This is a genomic window from Bacillus cereus group sp. MG20 (genome assembly GCF_040459885.1).
GTDB classification, from domain to species: Bacteria; Bacillota; Bacilli; order Bacillales; family Bacillaceae_G; genus Bacillus_A; species Bacillus_A cereus.
The window spans coordinates 4,184,411-4,206,826 of sequence record NZ_JARVHF010000001.1 but is presented as its reverse complement, the minus strand read 5'-3'; the positions used below and the strand labels follow the sequence as shown (position 1 = coordinate 4,206,826).

The following is a 22,416-nucleotide window of genomic DNA, read 5'->3' as shown; positions in this document are numbered from 1 at the left end:
GTATACAAAAAAGAAAGTGAATCACTCCACTTCCTTCTCTTTCTTATCACGAAAAACGATTGCACTGCGATTATACTCTACATCTTTTACTTGTAATCGAGCGTTTATTACTCTAGCTACTGCAAATAAATAGTCAGATAATCTATTTACATACTTTAGAACAACTTCATTTATTTTTCCTTCTTTTTGTAAGGACACGATACATCGTTCTGCTCGCCTTACAACTGTACGTGCAATATGAATAGCAGCTGCCGACTCGCTTCCACCTGGTAAAATAAAGCGCTCTAGCGGCGGTGCTTCTTCTATATACGAATCAATCCTACTTTCTAAGTTTTCGACCATTTCAATTTTTACTTTATAAGGTATCTTCTCGCCTACTATCGCCAAGTCTCCCCCGCAATCAAATAGTTCATGTTGAATCGTTTCAAGTTCATTGTAAATATCTCCGAAAGGCCCGCCTTGTAGTTTAGTCATTGCATATCCGATATGAGAATTCGCCTCGTCTATTGTTCCATACGCTTCCACACGGATATCATCTTTATCAACCCTACCACCTATTACACTTGTCGTTCCTTTATCTCCTGTTTTTGTATATAATTTCATTTCTTCACAGCACCTCTCTTGTTATTCTTTATTCGAGCAACATAGAAAAAAGTTCTACCATTCTTTATTTAATTGAGTTTACAAAAAAATAAAAAACAGCAGAACTTTATTCATTATCAACTTTAAAAACGTATATCTAAATTATACGATTCGGTAAATAGACAGAGAATGTAGTTCCTTCTCCAACAACACTTGATACAGAAATTTTACCATCATGGCCTTGAACAATATTTTTCGCAATCGCAAGCCCGAGTCCTGTTCCACCTTTTTTCCCACGTGTTCTTGCTTTATCAGCTTTATAGAAACGATCAAATAAAAATGGAATATCTTCTTCTGGAATACCAACGCCCGAATCTTGTACTTCAAAAATGAGACCATTATTTTTCGTATCAATTACAAGTGTTACATGTCCGCCTGCGTTCGTATGACGTATTGCGTTATCAATTAAATTCGTCAATACTTGTTCCATACGATCTGCATCAAACGGGTATTGTTCAATTGGATTTTTGAAATCAACTGTTAGTTCAACTTCTTTATCCTTTGCGATCCCTTGGAATTTACGACCAATTTTTTCAACAAACGGATGTATGTCCACTTCACCTATATGTAACTCTACATTACCACTTTCCATGCGTGCTAAATCTAATAATTCATTTACAAGTTTACCTAAACGAACGGATTCATCATAAATGATTTGAACAAACTCATTAATTTCTTCTTTCGTTTGCACAATATCATCTAAAATTGCTTCACTATATCCTTGCAGCATGACCATCGGTGTACGAAGTTCATGCGATACATTCGCAATAAAGTCTTGACGCATCTTTTCAAGACGACGTTCTTCCGTCATATCTCGCAGTACTGCTACAGCCCCGCGAATTTTCGTTTGATTGTAGAGCGGCGTCATAAGAACTACATAGTTCCCTTTTTGTAAATTAATTTCAACAACTTGTTGTTGTTCGCTTTCTACAACGAGATGGAATAGTTCAACAAGTTCAGAAGGCAGTTTTTTACTGAGCTCTATCTCTTTTTCTTCTTGCCAAACTTGTAAGAAATGTTCAGCTGGCGGATTGATTACTACAACTTCACCTTCTTGATTTAATGTAATAACCCCATCTGCCATACTACTCAAAATACTTGCTAACTGTTCTTTCTCTTGCTGCAGGGCATTCATATTAAACTTCAACTGTTTCCCCATTTGATTTAAGGCCGTTGCAAGCTCACCAATCTCGTCCTGAGATACCATAGGAGCTTTCGCATCAAACTTCCCACGCGACACTTCAAAAGCAACCTCACGCATTTTACGAAGTGGTGCTGTAATTCGAGTAGATAAGAAGAATGCAAAGAAAGTTGTTAATATAATCGCAATCCCTGCTGATAAGAATATAAAATCAGTCGTTCTTTCCATACCTTGTATCGGCACTTGTAAAGATTCGTACACAAACACTGCACTTTGATTTTTTGATTGCACTGGTTTTCCGACAATCATAATATCATTTTCAGTATTTTTATTCTTTCTACTATTAGAGGCTTTTCTAATGTTATTCTTAATTTCTTTTTTGTCTGTAAACACAGCCGCTAATTCTTTATCTTCTTTTAAGTCATCCATTGTAAGAGTGACTAAGCCTTCTTGTTTCGGTGAAGAAGAGATTTCTTTACCATCTTCTACAATAATAATCCTTGAAAGTGGATCAGAGAATTTGTAAGCGATATTCTCAATCGTTTTTACATCGGCACCTTCTTCAATTAACTCTGAAACACTTGTTGCGACTTTTTGAAGCCTAGCTTCACTCATATCAACATAATACGTTCTAAAAAACTGTGAAAGTAAAATCGCAACAAATCCAAGAACAAACGAAACGAGAAGTAATATGGTCATCCATAACTTCCCTACTACACTTCTCCAAAGCATCAGTCGTTCACAACCTCAAATTTGTAACCTACACCCCAAACAGTAACAATCATTTTCGCTGCATCTGGTGATTTTTTGCTTAACTTCTCACGTAAACGCTTTACATGTGTATCAACTGTACGTAAATCTCCGAAGAATTCATATTGCCATACTTCTTTTAACAGTTGCTCACGATCGAATACTTTATCAGGAGCTTTCGCTAAAAATAATAGTAACTCATATTCTTTCGGCGTTAAGTTTACTTCATTGCCATCTGCAGTAACACGGTGTGCATCGTTGTCAATTGTTAAGTGCGGGAATACAGTAACATCTTTTGTCGTTGTATCTTGTGTAAAGAATGTTGTTGGTACAGCACGACGTAATACCGCTTTCACACGTAGCACGACCTCACGTGGACTAAATGGCTTTACAATATAATCATCTGTTCCAACTTCAAATCCTTGTACTCTATTTACTTCTTCACCTTTTGCTGTCAGCATAATAATTGGTGTCGCTTTCTTCTCACGAACCCCTTTACATACTTCAATGCCATCTTTACCAGGCATCATAAGATCTAATAAGATTAAATCGTAATCATTTTGTAACGCCATTTCTAAAGCTGTATCACCATTATCTGCTTCTTCAATTGTGTATTGTTCTCTTTCTAAGTACATTTTCAATAAACGACGAATACGATCCTCATCATCTACAATTAAAATTCTTGATTCATTTTCCATCTCTACCCGCTGCGTACTCTCACTTCAGCGGTTCACACCTACCCTTCTTTACTATTATGTTGCGCTATTCTCGTTTATTTAAGCAATCTTCTAAATGTTTCACTTCCCATATTATGCTTCACAAGAATAATAAATTTTGTTCAATTTTTTTCCAAAACTATGTATTTTTTTTGAACAGTATATAATGTCCTCGACATCATTTTACAAAATCAACCGCTACTTTGTCATGTTTTTCTCAAAAAAGAAGAAAAGTTGACAAAAATAAAATAGGAAAGTGACATGCACTCTCCTATTTTATTTCTCTATGCATATGAATGTAAACCGGCAATAATTAAGTTTACTACAATAAAGTTAAACATAATAATTGCAAAACCAATTACTGCAAGCCAAGCTGATTTCTCTCCATGCCACCCTTTAGATAATCGTAAATGTAGTACTGCAGCATAAAAAAGCCACGTTATAAGTGCCCAAACCTCTTTCGGATCCCAGCCCCAAAAACGCGTCCACGCTATTTGAGCCCAAATCATTGCAAAAATTAACGCTCCTAATGTGAAAACTGGGAATCCAATTGCAATAGATCGATATCCGATTTCATCTAGTAAATCACTATTCGTATTCTTTACTAACGGCTGAAGTGCTGCCGATACTCGCTTCCGTAAAACAAGTCTTAATACAATATAAAGTAATGTTCCAACTAATACTGACCAAATAACAGTATTTAATTTCTTCGCATTTACAATCGCTGGAACTTCAACTGCCGGTTCTAATTTATTTTCTGTCAGTAACTTCCCTTCATGCGGTCCAACCAAAGCCGGAAGATTGTACTTCATTTCCAGTTGCTGTTCATTTTTATCAACCCATTGAAACTTCGCTTCATATTTCATACTAGAAAATACCGTTGTTACTCCAATAAATCCAACTGTACAAACAAGTGTAAATACTACCGTCTCTAGCCAAAATGTCCGTTTACTTCTCGTTGATTGATCTACATTTTTTAATAAATACATAACGCCCGTAATAAAACTAATCGCTAAAATTGCTTGTCCTGCTGCTGCAGTCGTCACGTGAATATGTAACCAATTACTTTTTAAAGATGGAATAAGCGGAGATATTTCCCTCGGAAACATACTTGCATAGGCAATTAATAAAAGCGCAACTGGTAATGCAAATAGTCCAATTATACTTACACGGTACATAAAATACATTACAATAAATGCTCCTACAAGCATCATACCGAAAAATGTACCGAATTCAAAAAAGTTACTAACTGGTGCATGCCCTGATGCGATCCACCTTGTAACAAAATATACTGTTTGTGCTATAAACCCTAAAATTGTAATTGTTATTCCTACATTTGCCCATTTATGACCCTTTTCTTTAATGGCTCCACCAAAAAATAGAGTCGCAATTAAATATAAAATAAATGCGGTAAAGAGAAAGTTACTACTTATTTGCACCATATCGTTTCCCCACCTTAACTAATTTTTTTATCGATTACTTTATCATTTGGCTGTGGAATTGCTGTACCTTCTATTACTCTTTCAATATCTTTCTTTAAACCGAACCAATTTTTATTCGTATGCCCTGCAATCCACCATTCATCATTAACACGTTGTATCCAAATACGGCGATGATTCCAATACATACCTTGAATGACACCAACCATAAATATAAACCCTCCAATACCGAGAATCCAAAGCGTTAAATCTTTTCTTACAGTAAGTGCTGTTGCATTTTGCATTTCAACACCTGCAAACGACATTTTATATTTGTTGTTTCCATCAGGTTCTATATTTTGCTGAATACCAACAAAACTCACTTCACCATCTGGTGTTTCAGGTGTAAACATTTTAAATACAAATGCAGGATTGTTCGGTAATTTCGTTTTTGTATTTGGTTTTCCATTCTCATCAAAATAAAAATCAGGAAAATAGCTTAATAGTTCTAGAGAATAACCATTTCCTAAATCATATTTTTCCTTAGGATTCGTTAAATCTACTTTAATCGGTCCCCATTTTTGATTATTTTCTTTATTTTGCAAGTTGAAGGACATACTTTTAAATTCACTTTCTTTATAATCCACTTGATACACTGCAAATTGATCAAATTTCAGTGGTTCATTTACTCGAATTTCCGCTTCTTTTACTTTTTCCAACTTTGGTTTTTGCCCTGCTATATTTTCGCCCACAGCTTTATATAATACAGCATTCGTTTGGAAGTTTTTCGCAATCATTTTATCGCCTACACGATCAATCGCTTCCTCAAAAACTTCCTTGTCCTTACTTTTATCATAAACTTCTTTTATAAATTTCTCGTTTTTTAAGTAGTATTGTCCATCCGTCCCTGGTATTTCTTTCGTTTCACCATCACGTAACCAAAGTGCTTCGTCTACGTACATACTCGGTAAAAAACGAAGCATCGCACCGAATAAAAAGATAATAAGACCGATATGATTTACATATGGACCCCAACGCGAGAAGCGTCCCTTTTCTGCTAAAACGTTTCCGTCTTCCACTTTCACGTTATAGTTTCTTTTCTTTAAATTCTTTTGCACTCTTTCCAGGTCACCATCTTTCGGTGTACCAGTCCCATATAATCTCTGTCTCTTTAAAAAGCTAGGATGTCTTTTTACGCCTTGCTTTTTTAAAGCTTTATAAAGTGGAATAACGCGGTCTAAACTACATATCACAAGTGAAATACCGATAGAAGCAATCAAAATCATATACCACCATGAACCGTATAAATTATTAAATCCTAATTGATAGTATAATTGCCCTAAAAATCCGTATTCTTGTTTATAATATTCAGCTGGTGCAATCCCTGGAGTTATGTACATTTCTTGCGGAAAAATAGTTCCTATCGCTGATGCAGCTAAAGTTATTACGATTAGCCATACACCCACTTTTACAGAAGAGAAAAAGCTCCAAATTTTATCGACTATCGTTTTTGTTTGCGTGAGAGATCTCCGTGCACTCCCCTCATAGCGCATATCCAATAGTTTTGCATTTTCATTGCTTTCAAATGGTTTCCCGCAAGCTTCACAAAAAACGGTTCCTATCGGATTAACATGTCCACATTCACATTTAATTTCTTTCAACACTCTCACCGCCCCTGTCTCTATATGTACTATTGTATATTCTAACCTTGAGTTACCGCAATACTCAGAATTTTTAAACCAGAGGCACTATAGACACGCACCTCTTATGTAAAGGCTTTCTTTATTACGGAGTAATTTTCTTTAAATACCCTTCTAACTGTTCTTTCGTTTGTTCACCTATAATTTGCTCCACTACTTTTCCATCTTTATCAATCAAAAAGCTTGTCGGTAATGGACCTACTCCATATGTTCCTATAATCTTTTGTCCTTTATCAATAGCAACTGGGAATTTCAAACCATATTGGTTCACAAAGTTCTTTACTGCAATATCCGTTTCATCCGCATCTAACGCTATGATTTCAACGCCTTTTTCTTTATACTTTGGATATAATTCATTCATATAAGGCATTTCTTTTTCACAAGGTTTACACCACGTACCCCAAAAGTTTAAAAATACACCTTTTCCCTTTAAATCTTTTAGTTCAATTTTCTTCCCTTCTAAATCCGTCACAACAAAGTTAGGTGCTTCTTTTCCGATTTGCATTTTCTCTTTATTAGCAAAGAATCCTTGATAAAGGGTAAATCCTACAGCACCACATAAAATGAGTAGAATAATAACGCGAAATAATAAGCGATTTTTCTTCATATTACCTCTCCTCTCCTCGGTAAATGTTATGTATTATCTTCTGTAAATGTTGTATTGAATAAATCACCAGCAGAGCACTCCACTGGTGAATTTTTAACTCTATAGCTTATCTTGGCTTTGTAGAAGCAAGCGCGCGTAATTGTTTCACCTCATGTGGTGTCAATTCTCTCGCATCACCAGGTCGCAGGCTTCCTACTTCTAAGAAAGCATAACGTTCACGTTTTAATTTCACTACTTTACAGTCTAACGCTTCAAACATACGACGTACTTGACGGTTACGTCCTTCATGAATTGTTAATTGTACAATAGCCATTTCTTTACGCTTGTCCCAAGAAATAATTTTCACATGTGCTGGTGCTGTTTTACCGTCTTCTAGTGCAACACCGCGTTCTAACATGCGAATTTTCTCACCTGTTAATGGGCCTTTTATTTTTGCAACATACGTTTTTTCAACTTTATATTTAGGATGCATTAATATATTTGCGAAGTCCCCGTCGTTTGTCATTAATAATACTCCTGACGTATCATAATCTAGACGTCCGATTGGGAATAAACGTTGTGTAATTTCAGGGAAAAAGTCTGTTACAACACTTCTACCTTTATCATCTGATACACTTGAAATTACACCAGTTGGTTTATATAGTAAAAAATAAACAGGTTCTTCTTTTTCAAGAGGGATGTTATTTACTTCTACTTTATCTTGAGGAGTTACTTTTGTTCCTAACTCTTTCACTATTTTTCCGTTAACTTTCACTTTTCCTTGCTGAATTAATTCCTCAGCCTTTCTTCTCGATGCAATACCTGCTTGCGCAATCACTTTTTGTAATCGTTCCATTTCTTTTTTTCACCTCGAATTTATCTTACCTTACATTAGAAAGACTTGGCAACCGCATACGCTTTACGGTTATTCGCTCCATCTCACTTAAACAACATAGCGATGATATTAAACATATAAAGGTCAAATCATGTTTTTATCCTTTATTATTGTCCATATTTTTCATATTTCTCACAATAAAAGTTCATCATTTTGTCAAAAATACCACATAAAAAAACCACTATTAAGCTACACCTTAATAGTGGTCGTATACGTATTATACGCGAAATAGCATAAAAAATGAATAGCTTTACTGAAACAATAGGGAAACAAAGACAATCGAGCAAATAATTCCGATTAAATCTGCAAAAAGACCTACTTTTAATGCATCTCCCATTTTTCTAATACCAACAGCTCCGAAGTATACTGTTAAAATATAAAAAGTCGTATCTGTACTCCCTTGCATCGTAGAAGCTAATCTCCCAATGAATGAGTCTGGCCCATATGTGGCAATTAAATCAGTCGTAATACTTAGACCAGCAGAACCTGAAATAGGGCGTATTAGTGCTAATGGAACGATTTCTGCTGGAACATGAATTAAATCTAGCATTGGCTTCATTACTGATATCATTGCATCTAGCGCACCTGAAGATCGGAATATAGAAATAGAAACAAGCATTCCAACCATAAACGGTAAAATGGAAATTGCAATTTGAATCCCTTCTTTTCCTCCCTCAACGAACGATTCATACGTCGGCACTTTCTTTATCGTGCCATATAAAAGGATAAAACCAATTACACAAGGGATTACCCATAAAGAAATTGTATTTACAATACTCATTTTTTCCGCCCCTTTCTACTCCTTCTTCGGTAAAAATAGCGGTCAATCCAAATCGCTCCAATCATAGAAAGTACTTGTGCAATAAATGTTACCCCAACAATTTCAGTAGGATTGGCTGATTCATACGTCATTCGAATTGAAATGACTGTCGTAGGAATTAATGTAATAGCTGATGTATTTAATGCTAGAAACGTCACCATAGAACGGCTCGCCGAATCCTTTCCTCCATTTAACTCTTTTAGTTGTTCCATCGCTTTAATACCAAGAGGGGTTGCTGCATTACCTAGACCAAAAAAGTTTGCCATCATATTTGATAGAATAAATCCCATGGACGGATGGTCCTTTGGTATTTCTGGAAACAACCTTTTTACTATCGGCATAAAAAGTGAAACTAATTTTTTTAACAATCCGGCTTCCTCTGCAATTTTCATTAAACCAAGCCAAAATACTAAAACACTAATAAGTCCTATACAAATCGTTACTGCATCTTTTGCTCCGTCAAATACAGCCTTATTCACTTCTTCCATCGTTCCATTTATCATGGCGTATACAATCCCAATGACAGCCATCGCTACCCATACGAGATTAACCATCGTTCCCAACACCTATCATGTAAGAAAAAATTTCTTTCACATTATTCCAGTAAAGTCCCGTTGTAGCTACTAACTTCCGTTTACTATAAAATAAATTCCGTTCTCCAACTTTCTCATTGCCAACATAAACATCTGTCTTTCCAACCTTTACTCCATCCTCAAGCGTTATACTTTTATCCAGTTCAACTTTTAATAACACGTTCTTTCTTTCCTCTTCAGTTAACGGCACGGAAAAACTATTTTTCGTATAAACATGGTTGGCATACTTCTTTTCATTTATTTCAGCAATTGCTCCTTGTCCTAAAACTTTCGTTTGCTTGAAACGTTCGAATCCTTTGTCAAATAGATTCATATGATCATCCCAATCACTAGAAGCACTCAAAGTTACGACAATTAAATCTAGTCCATCTTTTGATGCCGTTGTAACAAGCGTTCTTCCTGCTTTCTTCGTAAAGCCTGTTTTTCCTCCTGTTGCAAATTCATAATAAGACGTTACCAACTTATGTTTATTTTTCCACGGGTAATCCCAAGAATCGGATTTATACGTTTTTGTTCCAAAGATTTTTTTAAATGACTCGTTTCCCATTGCATACTTCGTTAATAACGCCATATCGTAAGCCGACGAATAATGTGATCCATCTCCATCTAAACCATGAGGGTTTGAAAAGTGAGTATCTTTCATTCCAATTTCTTTCGCCTTTTCATTCATTAAATATACGAATCCATCTATACTCCCACCCACACTTTCAGCAATTACTTGCGCTGCGTCATTACCAGATCTAAGCATGAGTCCGTATACTAAATCTTCTAACTTCACTTTTTGTCCAGGCTTTAAATAGATTGCTGATCCTTCCACCCTCACCGCTTCATTGCTAACTGACACCATTTCTTTCATCTTCCCTGATTCAGCAGCTAACAAGGCAGTCATAATTTTTGTTATACTAGCAATTTTTTGAGGTTCATGTTCTGCTTTTCCGTATAATACACGACCAGACTGTTGCTCCATTAATACAGCATTTCGAGCACTGACATTGCTGTTCATCTTTGCATATGTAGGAATTGGCATAACGCTTGCGTACATAATAAGAAGCGTAATGATTACACAAATTCGTCTCATATTTCCCCCCACGTCCTTTTGGCACTTTTTGTACAAGTGTATGCTTGGCCTTTTAAAATATGAACGAAATCTTCCTTCTGCTTCCATTAAAAAAGACGCAGAGAATTTGCGTCTAATATGGTGTCCATTCAATTTGTTTCGCAGTTTCAAACCTTTTTTCTACATCAGGCCAATTTACAACATTCCACCAGTTTTTAATATATTCATCTTTTCGATTTTGGTATTGTAAATAATACGCATGTTCCCAGACATCTAGTACAAGGAGTGGTATCGTATCCCATTGTGTAAATAATTGATGAAGTGTACTTTGCAAAATTTCTAACCTTCCAGACCGGGGCACCCAAACGAGAATTGCCCAGCCTGAACCTTCTACTTTAGAGGCCGCTTCTGTAAAATGTTTTTGGAAACGTAAAAAGCTCCCAAAATCTTGTTCGATTTGTTGTGAAAAAGCACCTCTTGGACTTCCACCACCGTCTTTTTTCATGTTATTCCAAAATATCGTGTGTAAGTAATGACCTGACCCATGAAAAGCCGCTTCTCTTTCCCAATGCTTAATTAAATCAAATTGATTTATTTTTCTCGCTTCTTCCATCATCTTCTCTGCTTTATTTAACCCTTCCACGTAACTCCGATGATGTTTATCATGGTGTAACATCATAATTTCTTTAGAAATATACGGTTCTAACGCATTATACGGATAAGGTAATGGCGGGAGTGTATGTCCTCCAATTGGAACAGCTCGTTCGCTATCCCCTCTTTCATATAATTCATATTCCTCTTCTTCTTGCATAAATACTTCCTGCAAGTGATGCTGAATATGTTCTACATCATCACTTATTTCATACATAAACTCTGCATCTGTTTCATACTCATGCTCTTTCATACGCTCTAACAACGTCTGAATTTTATAAGCAAGCATATGGACATCATACACTTCCATTGCACGGCTATCTAATACGTGAAGAACACTTTCACACCAATTTTCTACTTCATGAAAGTAATCTGTAAATACACCTTGCTGATTCATGTTGCACCTCCCTAATGCTATCCACTTAACTATATTCAATGAAAATCCCTTATATAACTGTACAAAAGGAAAAGAAGCTAAGTCACCTTAGCTTCTTTTCCGCAATCAATATTTGTGTAACATCTTTGTCTGATAATCCGTCTCATAATATTCTAGTTCTTCACGCATCAATTGAAATTTACCTTCTAAACTCTTCATCACTTGCCCCAAAGATGCAGGTGGTGTTTGTTGAAAAACGATAGAATTTTTTCCTGTATATGCAGACCGACTATTTTCATACCAATAATCACTCTTCGGTGAAAAAAACTCTGCAATTACTTGATGGTAAATCTTATATAAAATTTTTTCAGCTGCTGTTTTTCGAAATGGCTGACTATTCAACAAAACAAAACATGCATCATGTCCTTCTTCGCAAAAAACGAGAAGTCGTCTCATTGATGCTAATAACCCTTTATAATATTGCTCGTTCCCTGCCGGTGTCTCCTCTAATAAAGAAGGCAACGTATGATAATTTACATAATTGGTTATTAAATGAATAGCATCTTCTAAAAATATAGAAACTTGCTCTGTTTGATTTTCAACCATCAAATTAGACATTTTTCTCTCTCCTTTGCCATTTTACGCTATTTCTACTCTTTTATTTTTATGTAATTCAGCCAATATTTCTTGTACTTTCAACACCGTTCCCTCATCAAAATATTGTTGAAATTCTTCCATATTATTTAAATACAAACGTTTTTGCGCACGAAGCTCCCTATCTTTCACTAAACAACATATCGCTACAATATCGCGCAAATATATGTGTTGTTCTTCTACTTTATACACTGGATTTCCTTCAAAAGGAGTAATTTCTTGTAAAACTTCTTCAAAATATCGAACGTATAAAACCGAAAAAGTTTTCTCTTTATCATTTAATATATATGTCACTTCAGATCTGTTAAAAAAATCCTCTGATGTATTAGGTTTCGCTTTTTCTAACTCATATCCTACATAACCTTTTATAATCATATACTCCCCCCTCCTCCTTCTTTTATCTTATTCTAACTTAATTTTCTGATAAACAAAATATTCTTTTAAATATACCTATATAAAAAATAGCTCCCCTATACAGGAATTTACCTTTTTATTTTTCTTGAAGTTTGTCATAATAATATTATTGTCTCAGTTTTCTTACACAAGGAGAGTTGTATTTATGTCGTTTTCATGGAAACGTTTCTTACAAATCGGGAAAATTATCTTCCCATTTGTTGTATTAACAATTGTATTCTTTCAAGCAAAAAAAGAATTAGCGGGCATTTCTTTTTTAGAAGCGATTGATACAATTAAAAACATTCCAACTGGAGGAGTCTTTTTAGCAATTACACTTGGTGCATTCGCTGTATCAACAATGTTCTTTTATGACTATGTTATGCTTCGTTACTTAAAAGCTGATATTCCTGTCCAAAAGATTTTCCGTATCTCGTGGATTGCTAATACTTTAAATGGATTTATCGGGTTTGGTGGTCTCGTTGGAGCCGGCGTACGCACAATGCTTTATCGTCCATACATAAAAGAAAATGGAAAACTTATTAAAAGTATCGCTTGGATGACAACTGCCTTTATTAATGGATTAGCCATTCTTTCATTTCTTGGTCTTATCGGAATATTAGACACGAGATTTATTTTGCATGAAAAACCATGGCTATGGCCTGTTCTTATCTTCTTTGCTCTTTTCGTTCCTATATATATCGGGTTTTCTAAATTAAAAAATAGAAAAGCGACGCAAACAGAGGGACAAGAAGAAGAGGAGAAAAACCCAACCGTTTTATACTCATTAGTTTCATTAGTCGAATGGGTATCTGCTGGTATTGTTATGTACGTCATATTATTATTATTTGGCATTGAAATCGAATTCCAAAAGTTTTTAGGCGTATATGTCATTGCTGCTTTAGCTGGTGTCGTTAGTCTTGTTCCTGGTGGCCTTGGATCATTTGATCTTGTCTTCTTAACTGGGCTTGGGCAATATGGCATCGATACAGGTGTTTTACTCCCTGCTATGTTATTATATCGTCTCGTCTATTACATCTTACCATTCTGCCTTGGTCTCATTTTTGCAGCTTTTGAAATGACAGGAGTAGCCATTAAAAAGTTTGAAGATAAACCTTTTATTGCGCCTGCATTAGAGACAACTGGTGTTATATGGACTTTGCAGCGTGACTTTCTAGGAAAGTTAGGTTCTTGGGCATCTGCTGCTTTAACAGTATTTGCTGGCTTAATGGTTATTTTATCAACCATTCTACCGACAAGTATAAATCGGGCACACGCCTTACATATTCTAGCTCCAAAACACCTTATTCAATTTTCTTTTAGCTTATCGCTAACATTCGGTATTCTCCTACTCATTCTTTCACGGGGGATATATTACGGAACAAAACGTTCTTATTATATGACGATTGTTTCTTTAATTGGAGCGGCTATTTTTAATACACTAAAAGGAATTGATGTTGAAGAAACGTTTATTTTATTAATCGTACTCGCTGTATTGTATATGCTTCGTAAAAGGTTTGTACGTGAGAAAATGGAAGTCTCACTTTCCGATATCGTAAAAGTTTTTATATTCCTACTTGTAACGTTATATTTATATAAAAACTTAGGTATTTTATTTGCAGGTGCAAAGGAAGCTTTCAAACCTGATTTTGTCGTTCGTAATATTACACAAGTGAAACGAAGTGCATTAGCAGCTGCCTTTTTTGTTCCTACTTTTTTACTAATTGGTTCACTCATTGCAAATCGTTATCGAAATGAATTTCCCGGGCAACCAGCTAATGATAAAAGATTACAAAACTTCTTAGATGAACATGGTGGAAACGTACTTAGTCATTTAGGTTTTTTAGGAGATAAGCAGTTCTTTTTCAGTAGTGATGGAAAAGCACTCATTCTCTTCTCAATAACTGGAAAACGACTTATTGTACTAGGTGATCCAATTGGGGACCCTTCCTCCTATCGTACTGTACTGCAAGAGTTTTTAGCTGAGGCTGATCGATTTGGATACATTTGTGTATTCTACCAAATTGAAAGTAAATGGATGAGTTTATATCACGATTTTGGTTATAACTTCTTTAAGCTCGGTGAAGAAGCTGTTGTTGATTTAAATACATTTACAATAACAGGAAAGAAACGCGCTGGCATGCGAGCTACTTTCAACCGTTTTGAAAGAGAAGGCTATACATTCTCTATTCACGAGCCACCTTTCTCAGACGAATTATATGAAGAGTTAAGAAAAGTTTCAGATGCATGGCTTGGTGGAAAAAAAGAGAAAGGTTTTTCACTCGGATACTTCGATCGTGAATATATTAGTCGTGCCCCTATCGCAACATTATCTGATGCAGATGGAAAAATTATTGCATTCACAACATTCATGCCCGTATATCAAAACGGATCATTATCTGTCGATTTAATGCGATATTATCCCGATGCGCCTAGCGGCATTATGGACGCAATTTTCATCCACTTATTCCAATGGGCAAAAGAAAATGAATACCACTCCTTTAATATTGGTATGGCACCACTTTCAAATGTTGGTTTATCCACACAGTCTTTCTGGTCTGAACGAGTGGCTGCTGCAATCTTTAATAACGTTCGTTATACGTATAGTTTCAGCGGATTACGACATTTTAAAGAAAAATATAAACCAGCATGGAGCGGTAAATATTTAGCATTTAGGAAGAATCATTCTTTACCAATTACAATGCTCTCTGTAACAAAATTAATAGGAAAAAGAAAAAACAGCTAAATTCTTAGCTGTTTTTTCTTTTTTGAACTTGTACAATAAATTCTTTTTCATACTTCTTACCATTTATATAGAAATTCCCCCACATTTTATACGTGCCCTCGGCAGGAAATGTAATCCGGTATTGTAATTGCTCATCCGTATCTACAGGCATAGCGTATAAAAAGTTCTCCTTCGTTTCATCCACGATATAGAGTGACTCTACTTCTCCTCTCTCTGAATGTAATTTCAATTTTTCACCCTTTTTCGCTTGAAACTGAAATGTTAACGTAACTGGTTCATTCGGATGTAATGCGCCAAATAAAAGAGAAACTTCATACTCTCCTATTTTTTTTGTAAGTACACTGTCGATTGGAAATTTCACTTTTTTCTTATTGTTCTCCTCTTTCGTTCTACCAAAATCTTTCCTAGCGAATGACTCTACGGACTTATTTTTATCTTCGTATAAAAATATTGTATATTCTTCGTCTTTCGCTATTTTGGAAGATAACTTATATGACCCGTTCCCTGCAAATGTAGGTTTAATTTGTTGTATGTGTTTTAACTGTCCATCTACAATCACTGCCCGAATTTGATCATTTAAACCACGAATTTCATTATTCTTTTTGTTTAACAACTGAAATACAATATCTACTTTCTCATTTCCCTTTCCATTTGACACATCCCACTTTACTTCCTGAACATCTCCTACAGTCTCTTCGTTTTCTTGATATTTTTTTATGTAAAATCCTCCTGCCACAATAAGTACTAACGCAATAAGCCCAATGACAAGATTTTTCAAAACATCACCTACCATTTTTATTGTCTCTGTTCATACAAAACTTCTTAAGGTATATATTCTAGATTATGATTTATGAAATCCTCCTATTTTGCACATATTACAAATAATAAAAAGATTTTAATTGAAAGGATTCGTAGTGTATAATGCAAATGATATTGATTTCTATCAATACATTATAAGGAGGACTTTTCATGAGTGTACATATCGAAGCAAAACAAGGCGAAATCGCTGAATCTATTCTATTACCTGGTGATCCATTACGTGCAAAATATATCGCTGAAACATTTCTAGAGGATGTTACTTGCTATAATAACGTACGTGGTATGTTAGGTTTCACTGGAACTTATAAAGGAAAACGTGTATCTGTTCAAGGTACAGGTATGGGTGTTCCTTCTATTTCTATTTATGCAAACGAATTAATCCAAAGCTACGGAGTTAAAAATTTAATTCGCGTTGGAACTTGCGGTGCAATTCAAAAAGATGTAAAAGTTCGTGATGTTATTATCGCAATGACGGCTTGTACTGATTCTAATATGAACCGTTTAACATTCCCAGGATTTGATTTTGCACCAGCTGCAAACTTTGATCTTTTAAAGAAAGCTTACGATGCTGGAACTGAAAAAGGATTACACGTTCGTGTCGGTAACGTTTTAACAGCAGATGTGTTTTATCGTGAAAGCATGGACATGGTTAAAAAACTTGGAGATTACGGTGTATTAGCAGTAGAAATGGAAACAACTGCTCTTTACACATTAGCAGCGAAATACGGTGTAAATGCATTATCTGTATTAACAGTTAGCGATCACATCTTCACTGGCGAAGAAACAACATCTGAAGAGCGTCAAACTACATTTAACGAAATGATTGAAATCGCTTTAGATGCAGCAATTCAACAATAATACACTAAAGAACTTGTCATACGTCTGGCGAGTTCTTTTTATGTGACTTTTTATAAATAACTATTTCATAAAGAGACAGATTTCTCCCCTCTACTTTCTTGTAACGTTTGTTATAATAAAGTGAAACTTTAATCAGTGGGGATTTTTCCCATTCCCCACTGATTATTAGTTGAACCAATCAGGATTTTACGGGCAGTTGATCTCCCGCCTAACTCCCTTGTATTTGCCGAATTTTGAAGTAGGAGTCTTATTACCCGTTAAAGCGGGATAAAGAAATCATTTACAGTATTTCTCATAAGAGGTGACGCAGTGAAAAACAGAAGTATCGTCTTTAAACTATTTTTATTAACATCAACTTTATTTACAATCATATTCCTACTTTTTTTCCTAGGACAATCTCTATTTTTAGAGAAATTTTATATTAATAAAAAAGTAAAAACAGTTCAAACTGCTTTTGAAAAATTCGTAGATAATTATGACAAAAGTGATAAAAGTTATGAGAAAATTAGAAAACTAAAACAAGAATTTCATGATAAAACAAATGCCGATATGCAGTTTTTGGATTCTAACGGTATTATTAAAAGTGATAACAATTACTATATCGATGTATTTAATCCCAACAATAATAAACAGTATTCCATTCCACTCAATAATCTTTTAACACCAGAAGAATATAATAAATTCGAAAATTTAGGTTTAAAAAAAGATGTAATAATTAATGTTGATGGAGTCGTACAAGAGAATAATATAATCACACCACAAAAATTAGGAACGAATTATAATCAATGGCAAAACGAACATTTCTATTCGGATTTTCAGTCGATTAATGGTAATCCTTCCAAGAATAGACTTGCAAGCCGATACAAATCTACAACTCGCATCGTCTTTACAGGTGTTATAACTAAGTTACAGCTCCCATCAAAAGCTGAGGTTCGTCTTGCAAATGATATTGAAACATTACAAGCCGTTCAATATTTTGCAGATATTATTAGAGATGGCACTTCTAACTCGAACCAATTAAACACGTTCATATTAGATGGTGGCGAAAATATAAAAAATAGTATCTTTGTAAAACCGATTATAGAAAACGGAAAGATTACAGAATATGCTTTTGCGATAGCATCTTTGCAGCCCGTTAATGAAGCGATGCTCGTTTTAAAAGACTATTATGTTTATGCCTTAATCATCGTGTTTCTCGTTATTATTTTGTTATCCTTCTACTACTCAAAAATCATTGTTAAGCCATTAATTAAAATAAATCGTGTTACAAAAAAAATGGCCAATTTTGATTTCAGCGAGAAATTACCTGTTACAGCTGACGATGAAATTGGCGGGCTTTCTGGCAGTATCAATACATTATCTGTAAATTTAAAAGATCGAATCGATCGATTAAATGTCGCTAATACAAAGTTACAACAAGATATTGAACGTGAACGTCAATTAGAAAAAACAAGAAAAGAATTCATTTCTGGCGTGTCACACGAATTAAAAACACCACTGAGTGTAATTAGAAGTTTTGCAGAAGGAATTAAAGATGGTGTTAGTAAGGATACTTCGTATTATACTGATGTTATTTTAGAAGAAACAGAAAATATGAACAGGCTGATTGTTGAAATGTTAGAATTAGCAAAGTTGGAATCTGGTACTTACAAACTAGATATGACGACGTTCTCGATCGGTGAATTAACGCAACAAGTCTACACAAAATTATTATTTAGCATGGAAGAAAAACATTTACAAGTGAATGTCGATGCAGACCCTTCTATACTTGTTAAAGCAAATCGTAGCCGTATTGAGCAAGTAGTTGTGAACTTACTAAGTAATGCAATCCGTTATACGCCAGATGGAGAAAAAATACAAGTCTCTATTATAGAAGCAGAAGATACCGTAAAAGTCGAAATCGAAAATACAGGAAACCCTATCCCTGAAGAAAGTCTTGAAAAAATTTGGGATCGCTTCTATCGTCTAGATGCATCACGTAGCCGTCACACTGGAGGTACCGGTCTTGGATTATCTATTGTAAAAAACATTTTAGACCTCCATCATGCCGAATACGGTGTGTATAATACGACTAACAGTGTTGTATTCTATTTCAATTTACAAAAAGTAAAAGAAGTCAAATAATTTGTCTTAATTTCACTAGGAGTTCACATGAAATTCACACTCTCCCTTTATAGTAAGAAACAAGTTAATCCTTTCCTTTACACATATAAAAGAGGAGAGTGCGTGAAATGAAACAAGCAGGACAACCTATTCAAAATGAAAAACAATTAGAAACTATCAAAAATATACTTTTACAATCTTCGAAACGTGATGGCTTATTATTCGTATTAGCTGTAAATTCTGGCTTAAAAGTAAGTGAAATCTTACAATTAAAAGTTAGTGATGTAATCGATGAAAATGAAAATGTTCGCCATTCCATTTTATTTTACAATGAAAAAGTGAAGAAACATAAATGGTTTGCTGTAAATGAAGACTTACAGCACGCAATCGAAGACTACATGAAAGAACGTAAAACTTGGAAACGTAATGAACCATTGTTAAAATCTCAAAAAGGAACAAAATCTATTACGAGACAACATGCATGGTACATTTTAAACAAAGCTGCAAAAGAAGTTGGATTAGAAGGGATTAGCTCACATACACTTCGAAAAACTTGGGGTTATTGTGCATACAAATCAGGTGTTGATATTGCATTTTTACAACACTTCTTTGATCACAGTACTCCATCAAAAACTTTAAAGTATATCGGTATTGCTTAATAACTCTTATACATAAAAAAGGTTACCATTTGAAAATTTGGTAACCTTTTTTATATTTCATATTCTCTTTTCTTGTCTCTCCTATACTGTAGTGGTACTCTAATAATAAGGGGGAGAAATTATGAACACACTTACAATTGAATTACCAAAAGAAACGGCTGAAAAACTTGATTTATTAAAACAAGCTTATGAAAAGAAAACAGGTGCTTCTATCTCTGAGAGCACTCTCGTTCAAACACTTATCTCAAAAGAATTTATCCAGGCGATAACTCCTTTTGATTTACAACAATTCGTCAACGGAAAAGAACAGCATTAATGCTGTTCTTTTTTTATCTCTATTTAAAATATACAAAGTTTTTTATATATTTTTAGAAAAACCATTGACAATGATAATGATAACCATTATCATTTATTATGAAGCCAACAATTGATGAATCAACCAAACGCTCAGTAACATTGTTACCCCTCTTTTTCATATAGAAAGGCACTGTACATTCCCCCTGTTTGTACAGTGCCTTTCTTGTTTATTATCATTCAAAAAAATTTAATTGCTCCGGCTTTGGCTCACCATATGTAATGTTCATCATTTTCATAAGCTGTTTCGCATTATCTGCTGCATCCCCACCTGAATTGTTGTTAAACAGTACGTATATATCCTTTGTTTTCTTTTTTAATTGCTCTAGTCGTTCAACCCATTCTTCCAGTTCTTTATTGTTGTAGCGATATAAACAGCGAACCGCTCTCCAATTCTCCCCTTTATCAAGCCAACCATGAACATTTCGACCGTGAAAACGTATTAATGCCATGTCTGAATTCGTAACCTCTAACACGAGTGGCACAGAACCTATCCCAGCCTGTGGTTCATCACAAATTGTATGAACCCATTTCTCCTGTTCTAGAAACTGTAACGTCTTATCTCTCATTTCTGGATAAAACCATGTTTGATTTCGAAATTCTATTGCACATGGTAAACCTTCCATTTTTTCTTTCGTATATCGAAGAAAATCTACATTTTTCTTTTTGCAATCAAACCATGGTGGATATTGAAATAAAATTGTTTTTAATTTATCAGCTTCTAATAAAGGAAGAATAGACTGTTTATACACATCAAACATCTCATCGAACGTAGAAAAAGGAATTTCACCTTTCATATGTCCTGTCATTCCTTGATACGCTTTTACGACAAAAGAAAAATCTTTCGGCGTTTCCATTGCCCATTTTATATAATTTCGTGCAGGTTGCATCGCGTAAAATGAACTATCCACTTCCACAATAGGAAAATACTCGCTATATGTTCGTAATTTATTTCTATTTTCATAGGAATCTATGTATAAAGAATTATGATCTCCCCATCCTGTCACTCCAATGAACAGCACATATATCCCTCCCTTTTTAACTTCATCTTCTATTCACTTTCCAAACACTTTGCATCATGTAGCCTTTTCTTTAAGAGTATCCTTATAAAAATATGATATACTATATGGAAGAATTTTTAAAATGAGGGGTTATTTATTTATGCTTCCAAACGATGCTACTGTATCTCATGAAAAACGAATTGAAGAACTAGAAAATAAAGTACGTTTTTATGAAGAACTTGTGAATCAATTACCACATCATTTCACATACAAAAATCCACATATTGGTTTACGAATAAAGAAAACCAGAACAACTCATTCCATTCAAGAAATACCAAAAGAAAATAAAGAAGCTAATTTTCAACTTACTTGTGATTCATTATTTTTATTTGAACAACTTGAAAAACACTTTGTTCATATTTTTGATGCCTTTTCACATCATGTAACCTTTGTCGATAGTAAAGGGAATATTACTTTATGTAATCAAGTTGCCGCAGATGATTTCGGTGTAATACGTAATGATATTATTGGAAAACCAATTCAACAATTACTAAACTTGCCGGAAGAAAAAATTAAAGCAATTGAAACATTAAGAACGGGAACAGAAATATATAATGAAGAAGTTTTAGACAAAAATTACGGTATTATAAATAACCGAATTATTCGTGATTATAACGGTGAGATTTTTAGAGTTATTAGTGTCTTTCATTATTTAAATACAGAACGTGATGCAGAGAAGTTTTCGTTAGCAGGGCGAATCGCAGCTGGAATTGCACACGAAGTACGAAATCCTCTTACAACAGTACGAGGATACTTACAATTTTTACAAGAAAGCGTTTCTACATCAAATCAAGAGTTATTTAAAAACTTGCTTATCCCTGAATTAGATCGTGCAAATAATATTATTACAAAATTTTTAGCTGTTTCAAAAACACGGGAATTTACAAGAGAACCGTTTCCGATCAATACATTTTTACGTGACTATATTGAACAGTTACTAGCTAGTGAAGTCTCCTTGCATAACATTTCAATTGATTATAACTTCTCTAATGAATTAGATGATATTTTAGTCAATATTGATCGACATGAACTTGTTCAAGTGTTTTTAAATCTATTTCAAAATGCCGTCGATGCTCAAGGCGACAAACCTCTTTCTATTCAAATTACTAGTTATCGCCTTGATAACTTCGTTCGGATTACTTTCACAGATAATGGAATTGGTATTCCTCCAGCTATTCAAGAATATATCTTTGATCCATTCTTCTCAACGAAGGATTCGGGAACAGGACTAGGCTTGTCAGTAACAAAAAAAATCATCCAAAATCATAACGGCACATTAAAAATGACTAGTAATGAAGATGGTACAACTTTCACTATTTCAATTCCAATCTTACCTAAAACAACCCTTGAAAAATTAAATCAATGTAAATAAAGGACTAATCCACGAACTACATGCCAATTGTTAAACACTCCCAACAATTAGC

The 22,416-nt window shown here is 34.5% G+C and carries 21 protein-coding genes; 6 read left to right on the top strand and 15 right to left on the bottom strand.

The features are described from left to right. Positions 1-21: 21 nt before the first annotated feature. From QCI81_RS21620 to QCI81_RS21560, 13 genes are all read right to left on the bottom strand, one after another. The gene (locus QCI81_RS21620) at positions 22-603 is read right to left on the bottom strand and encodes a cob(I)yrinic acid a,c-diamide adenosyltransferase (protein ID WP_000781271.1); all 582 of its coding nucleotides are present in this window, start codon (positions 601-603) and stop codon (positions 22-24) included. Between the two features lie 136 nt (positions 604-739). Then, positions 740-2,515 (bottom strand): sensor histidine kinase ResE, encoded by a 1,776-nt coding sequence (resE, locus tag QCI81_RS21615; RefSeq protein WP_000964683.1) that lies wholly within the window; start codon positions 2,513-2,515, stop codon positions 740-742. Further along, positions 2,515-3,231: a DNA-binding response regulator ResD gene (gene resD / locus QCI81_RS21610; RefSeq protein ID WP_000426861.1), complete on the bottom strand. Its 717-nt coding sequence runs from the start codon at positions 3,229-3,231 to the stop codon at positions 2,515-2,517. The genes resE and resD overlap by 1 nt, the downstream gene beginning before the upstream one ends. A 302-nt stretch (positions 3,232-3,533) precedes the next feature. Continuing rightward, positions 3,534-4,691 carry a cytochrome c biogenesis protein ResC gene (gene resC, locus QCI81_RS21605; RefSeq protein WP_000250087.1) on the bottom strand — a complete coding sequence of 386 codons (1,158 nt, stop codon included), beginning with the start codon at positions 4,689-4,691 and terminating at the stop codon, positions 3,534-3,536. A 14-nt stretch (positions 4,692-4,705) separates the two neighbouring features. After that, positions 4,706-6,331, bottom strand: a complete 1,626-nt coding sequence (gene resB / locus QCI81_RS21600) for a cytochrome c biogenesis protein ResB (RefSeq protein ID WP_000910517.1) — start codon at positions 6,329-6,331, stop codon at positions 4,706-4,708. Between the two features lie 121 nt (positions 6,332-6,452). Further along, a complete protein-coding gene (gene resA, locus QCI81_RS21595; protein ID WP_000742194.1) occupies positions 6,453-6,974 on the bottom strand; it encodes a thiol-disulfide oxidoreductase ResA in 522 nt (173 codons plus the stop codon). Between the two features lie 106 nt (positions 6,975-7,080). Further along, the gene (rluB, locus tag QCI81_RS21590; protein ID WP_000440553.1) at positions 7,081-7,809 is read right to left on the bottom strand and encodes a 23S rRNA pseudouridine(2605) synthase RluB; all 729 of its coding nucleotides are present in this window, start codon (positions 7,807-7,809) and stop codon (positions 7,081-7,083) included. A 289-nt stretch (positions 7,810-8,098) separates the two neighbouring features. Further along, positions 8,099-8,629, bottom strand: a complete 531-nt coding sequence (spmB, locus tag QCI81_RS21585) for a spore maturation protein SpmB (protein ID WP_000029514.1) — start codon at positions 8,627-8,629, stop codon at positions 8,099-8,101. Then, entirely contained in the window at positions 8,626-9,222 is a 597-nt protein-coding gene (gene spmA / locus QCI81_RS21580) for a spore maturation protein SpmA (protein ID WP_000247810.1), read from the bottom strand. Before spmA ends, spmB begins: the two co-directional genes overlap by 4 nt. Beyond that, positions 9,215-10,339, bottom strand: a complete 1,125-nt coding sequence (locus tag QCI81_RS21575) for a D-alanyl-D-alanine carboxypeptidase family protein (protein WP_001252626.1) — start codon at positions 10,337-10,339, stop codon at positions 9,215-9,217. Before QCI81_RS21575 ends, spmA begins: the two co-directional genes overlap by 8 nt. Positions 10,340-10,451: 112 nt before the next feature. Then, positions 10,452-11,366 (bottom strand): superoxide dismutase, encoded by a 915-nt coding sequence (locus QCI81_RS21570; protein ID WP_071730756.1) that lies wholly within the window; start codon positions 11,364-11,366, stop codon positions 10,452-10,454. Positions 11,367-11,471: 105 nt separating this feature from the next. Continuing rightward, positions 11,472-11,963: a YpuI family protein gene (locus QCI81_RS21565; protein WP_000067551.1), complete on the bottom strand. Its 492-nt coding sequence runs from the start codon at positions 11,961-11,963 to the stop codon at positions 11,472-11,474. Between the two features lie 21 nt (positions 11,964-11,984). After that, positions 11,985-12,374, bottom strand: coding sequence for a hypothetical protein (locus QCI81_RS21560; protein WP_000584358.1), 390 nt, complete (start codon positions 12,372-12,374; stop codon positions 11,985-11,987). 184 nt (positions 12,375-12,558) lie between these two features. On the opposite strand from QCI81_RS21560, the gene mprF reads away from it, so the two are divergent. Beyond that, a complete protein-coding gene (mprF, locus tag QCI81_RS21555; RefSeq protein WP_000010853.1) occupies positions 12,559-15,138 on the top strand; it encodes a bifunctional lysylphosphatidylglycerol flippase/synthetase MprF in 2,580 nt (859 codons plus the stop codon). A gap of 4 nt (positions 15,139-15,142) precedes the next feature. On the opposite strand, the gene QCI81_RS21550 is transcribed toward mprF, so the two are convergent. Then, complete coding sequence (locus QCI81_RS21550) at positions 15,143-15,931, bottom strand: hypothetical protein (protein WP_000232601.1); 789 nt, start codon at positions 15,929-15,931, stop codon at positions 15,143-15,145. 176 nt (positions 15,932-16,107) lie between these two features. Here QCI81_RS21550 and deoD point away from each other — a divergent pair, with 176 nt between their 5' ends. From deoD to QCI81_RS21530, 4 genes are all read left to right on the top strand, one after another. After that, positions 16,108-16,815: a purine-nucleoside phosphorylase gene (deoD, locus tag QCI81_RS21545; protein ID WP_000110700.1), complete on the top strand. Its 708-nt coding sequence runs from the start codon at positions 16,108-16,110 to the stop codon at positions 16,813-16,815. A gap of 309 nt (positions 16,816-17,124) precedes the next feature. Continuing rightward, the gene (locus tag QCI81_RS21540) at positions 17,125-18,939 is read left to right on the top strand and encodes a sensor histidine kinase (RefSeq protein WP_023521492.1); all 1,815 of its coding nucleotides are present in this window, start codon (positions 17,125-17,127) and stop codon (positions 18,937-18,939) included. Positions 18,940-19,046: 107 nt separating this feature from the next. Beyond that, the gene (locus tag QCI81_RS21535; RefSeq protein WP_000806236.1) at positions 19,047-19,577 is read left to right on the top strand and encodes a tyrosine-type recombinase/integrase; all 531 of its coding nucleotides are present in this window, start codon (positions 19,047-19,049) and stop codon (positions 19,575-19,577) included. A 121-nt stretch (positions 19,578-19,698) separates the two neighbouring features. Then, positions 19,699-19,893, top strand: a complete 195-nt coding sequence (locus tag QCI81_RS21530) for a DUF3924 domain-containing protein (RefSeq protein ID WP_001094860.1) — start codon at positions 19,699-19,701, stop codon at positions 19,891-19,893. Positions 19,894-20,107: 214 nt separating this feature from the next. Here the strand turns inward: QCI81_RS21530 and QCI81_RS21525 are convergent, their stop codons facing one another. Continuing rightward, complete coding sequence (locus tag QCI81_RS21525; RefSeq protein ID WP_000897364.1) at positions 20,108-20,953, bottom strand: DUF72 domain-containing protein; 846 nt, start codon at positions 20,951-20,953, stop codon at positions 20,108-20,110. 139 nt (positions 20,954-21,092) lie between these two features. Between QCI81_RS21525 and QCI81_RS21520 the strand changes: the two genes are divergently transcribed. Then, entirely contained in the window at positions 21,093-22,364 is a 1,272-nt protein-coding gene (locus QCI81_RS21520) for an ATP-binding protein (protein ID WP_071714672.1), read from the top strand. Positions 22,365-22,416 lie beyond the last annotated feature (52 nt).

What these genes read in the sequence shown, in the direction of transcription:
- QCI81_RS21620 (WP_000781271.1), bottom strand. Translation starts at nt 603, where the DNA reads ATGAAATTATATACAAAAACAGGAGATAAAGGAACGACAAGTGTAATA.
- resE (WP_000964683.1), bottom strand. Translation starts at nt 2,515, where the DNA reads ATGCTTTGGAGAAGTGTAGTAGGGAAGTTATGGATGACCATATTACTT.
- resD (WP_000426861.1), bottom strand. Translation starts at nt 3,231, where the DNA reads ATGGAAAATGAATCAAGAATTTTAATTGTAGATGATGAGGATCGTATT.
- resC (WP_000250087.1), bottom strand. Translation starts at nt 4,691, where the DNA reads ATGGTGCAAATAAGTAGTAACTTTCTCTTTACCGCATTTATTTTATAT.
- resA (WP_000742194.1), bottom strand. Translation starts at nt 6,974, where the DNA reads ATGAAGAAAAATCGCTTATTATTTCGCGTTATTATTCTACTCATTTTA.
- rluB (WP_000440553.1), bottom strand. Translation starts at nt 7,809, where the DNA reads ATGGAACGATTACAAAAAGTGATTGCGCAAGCAGGTATTGCATCGAGA.
- spmB (WP_000029514.1), bottom strand. Translation starts at nt 8,629, where the DNA reads ATGAGTATTGTAAATACAATTTCTTTATGGGTAATCCCTTGTGTAATT.
- spmA (WP_000247810.1), bottom strand. Translation starts at nt 9,222, where the DNA reads ATGGTTAATCTCGTATGGGTAGCGATGGCTGTCATTGGGATTGTATAC.
- QCI81_RS21575 (WP_001252626.1), bottom strand. Translation starts at nt 10,339, where the DNA reads ATGAGACGAATTTGTGTAATCATTACGCTTCTTATTATGTACGCAAGC.
- QCI81_RS21570 (WP_071730756.1), bottom strand. Translation starts at nt 11,366, where the DNA reads ATGAATCAGCAAGGTGTATTTACAGATTACTTTCATGAAGTAGAAAAT.
- QCI81_RS21565 (WP_000067551.1), bottom strand. Translation starts at nt 11,963, where the DNA reads ATGTCTAATTTGATGGTTGAAAATCAAACAGAGCAAGTTTCTATATTT.
- QCI81_RS21560 (WP_000584358.1), bottom strand. Translation starts at nt 12,374, where the DNA reads ATGATTATAAAAGGTTATGTAGGATATGAGTTAGAAAAAGCGAAACCT.
- mprF (WP_000010853.1), top strand. Translation starts at nt 12,559, where the DNA reads ATGTCGTTTTCATGGAAACGTTTCTTACAAATCGGGAAAATTATCTTC.
- QCI81_RS21550 (WP_000232601.1), bottom strand. Translation starts at nt 15,931, where the DNA reads ATGGTAGGTGATGTTTTGAAAAATCTTGTCATTGGGCTTATTGCGTTA.
- deoD (WP_000110700.1), top strand. Translation starts at nt 16,108, where the DNA reads ATGAGTGTACATATCGAAGCAAAACAAGGCGAAATCGCTGAATCTATT.
- QCI81_RS21535 (WP_000806236.1), top strand. Translation starts at nt 19,047, where the DNA reads ATGAAACAAGCAGGACAACCTATTCAAAATGAAAAACAATTAGAAACT.
- QCI81_RS21530 (WP_001094860.1), top strand. Translation starts at nt 19,699, where the DNA reads ATGAACACACTTACAATTGAATTACCAAAAGAAACGGCTGAAAAACTT.
- QCI81_RS21520 (WP_071714672.1), top strand. Translation starts at nt 21,093, where the DNA reads ATGCTTCCAAACGATGCTACTGTATCTCATGAAAAACGAATTGAAGAA.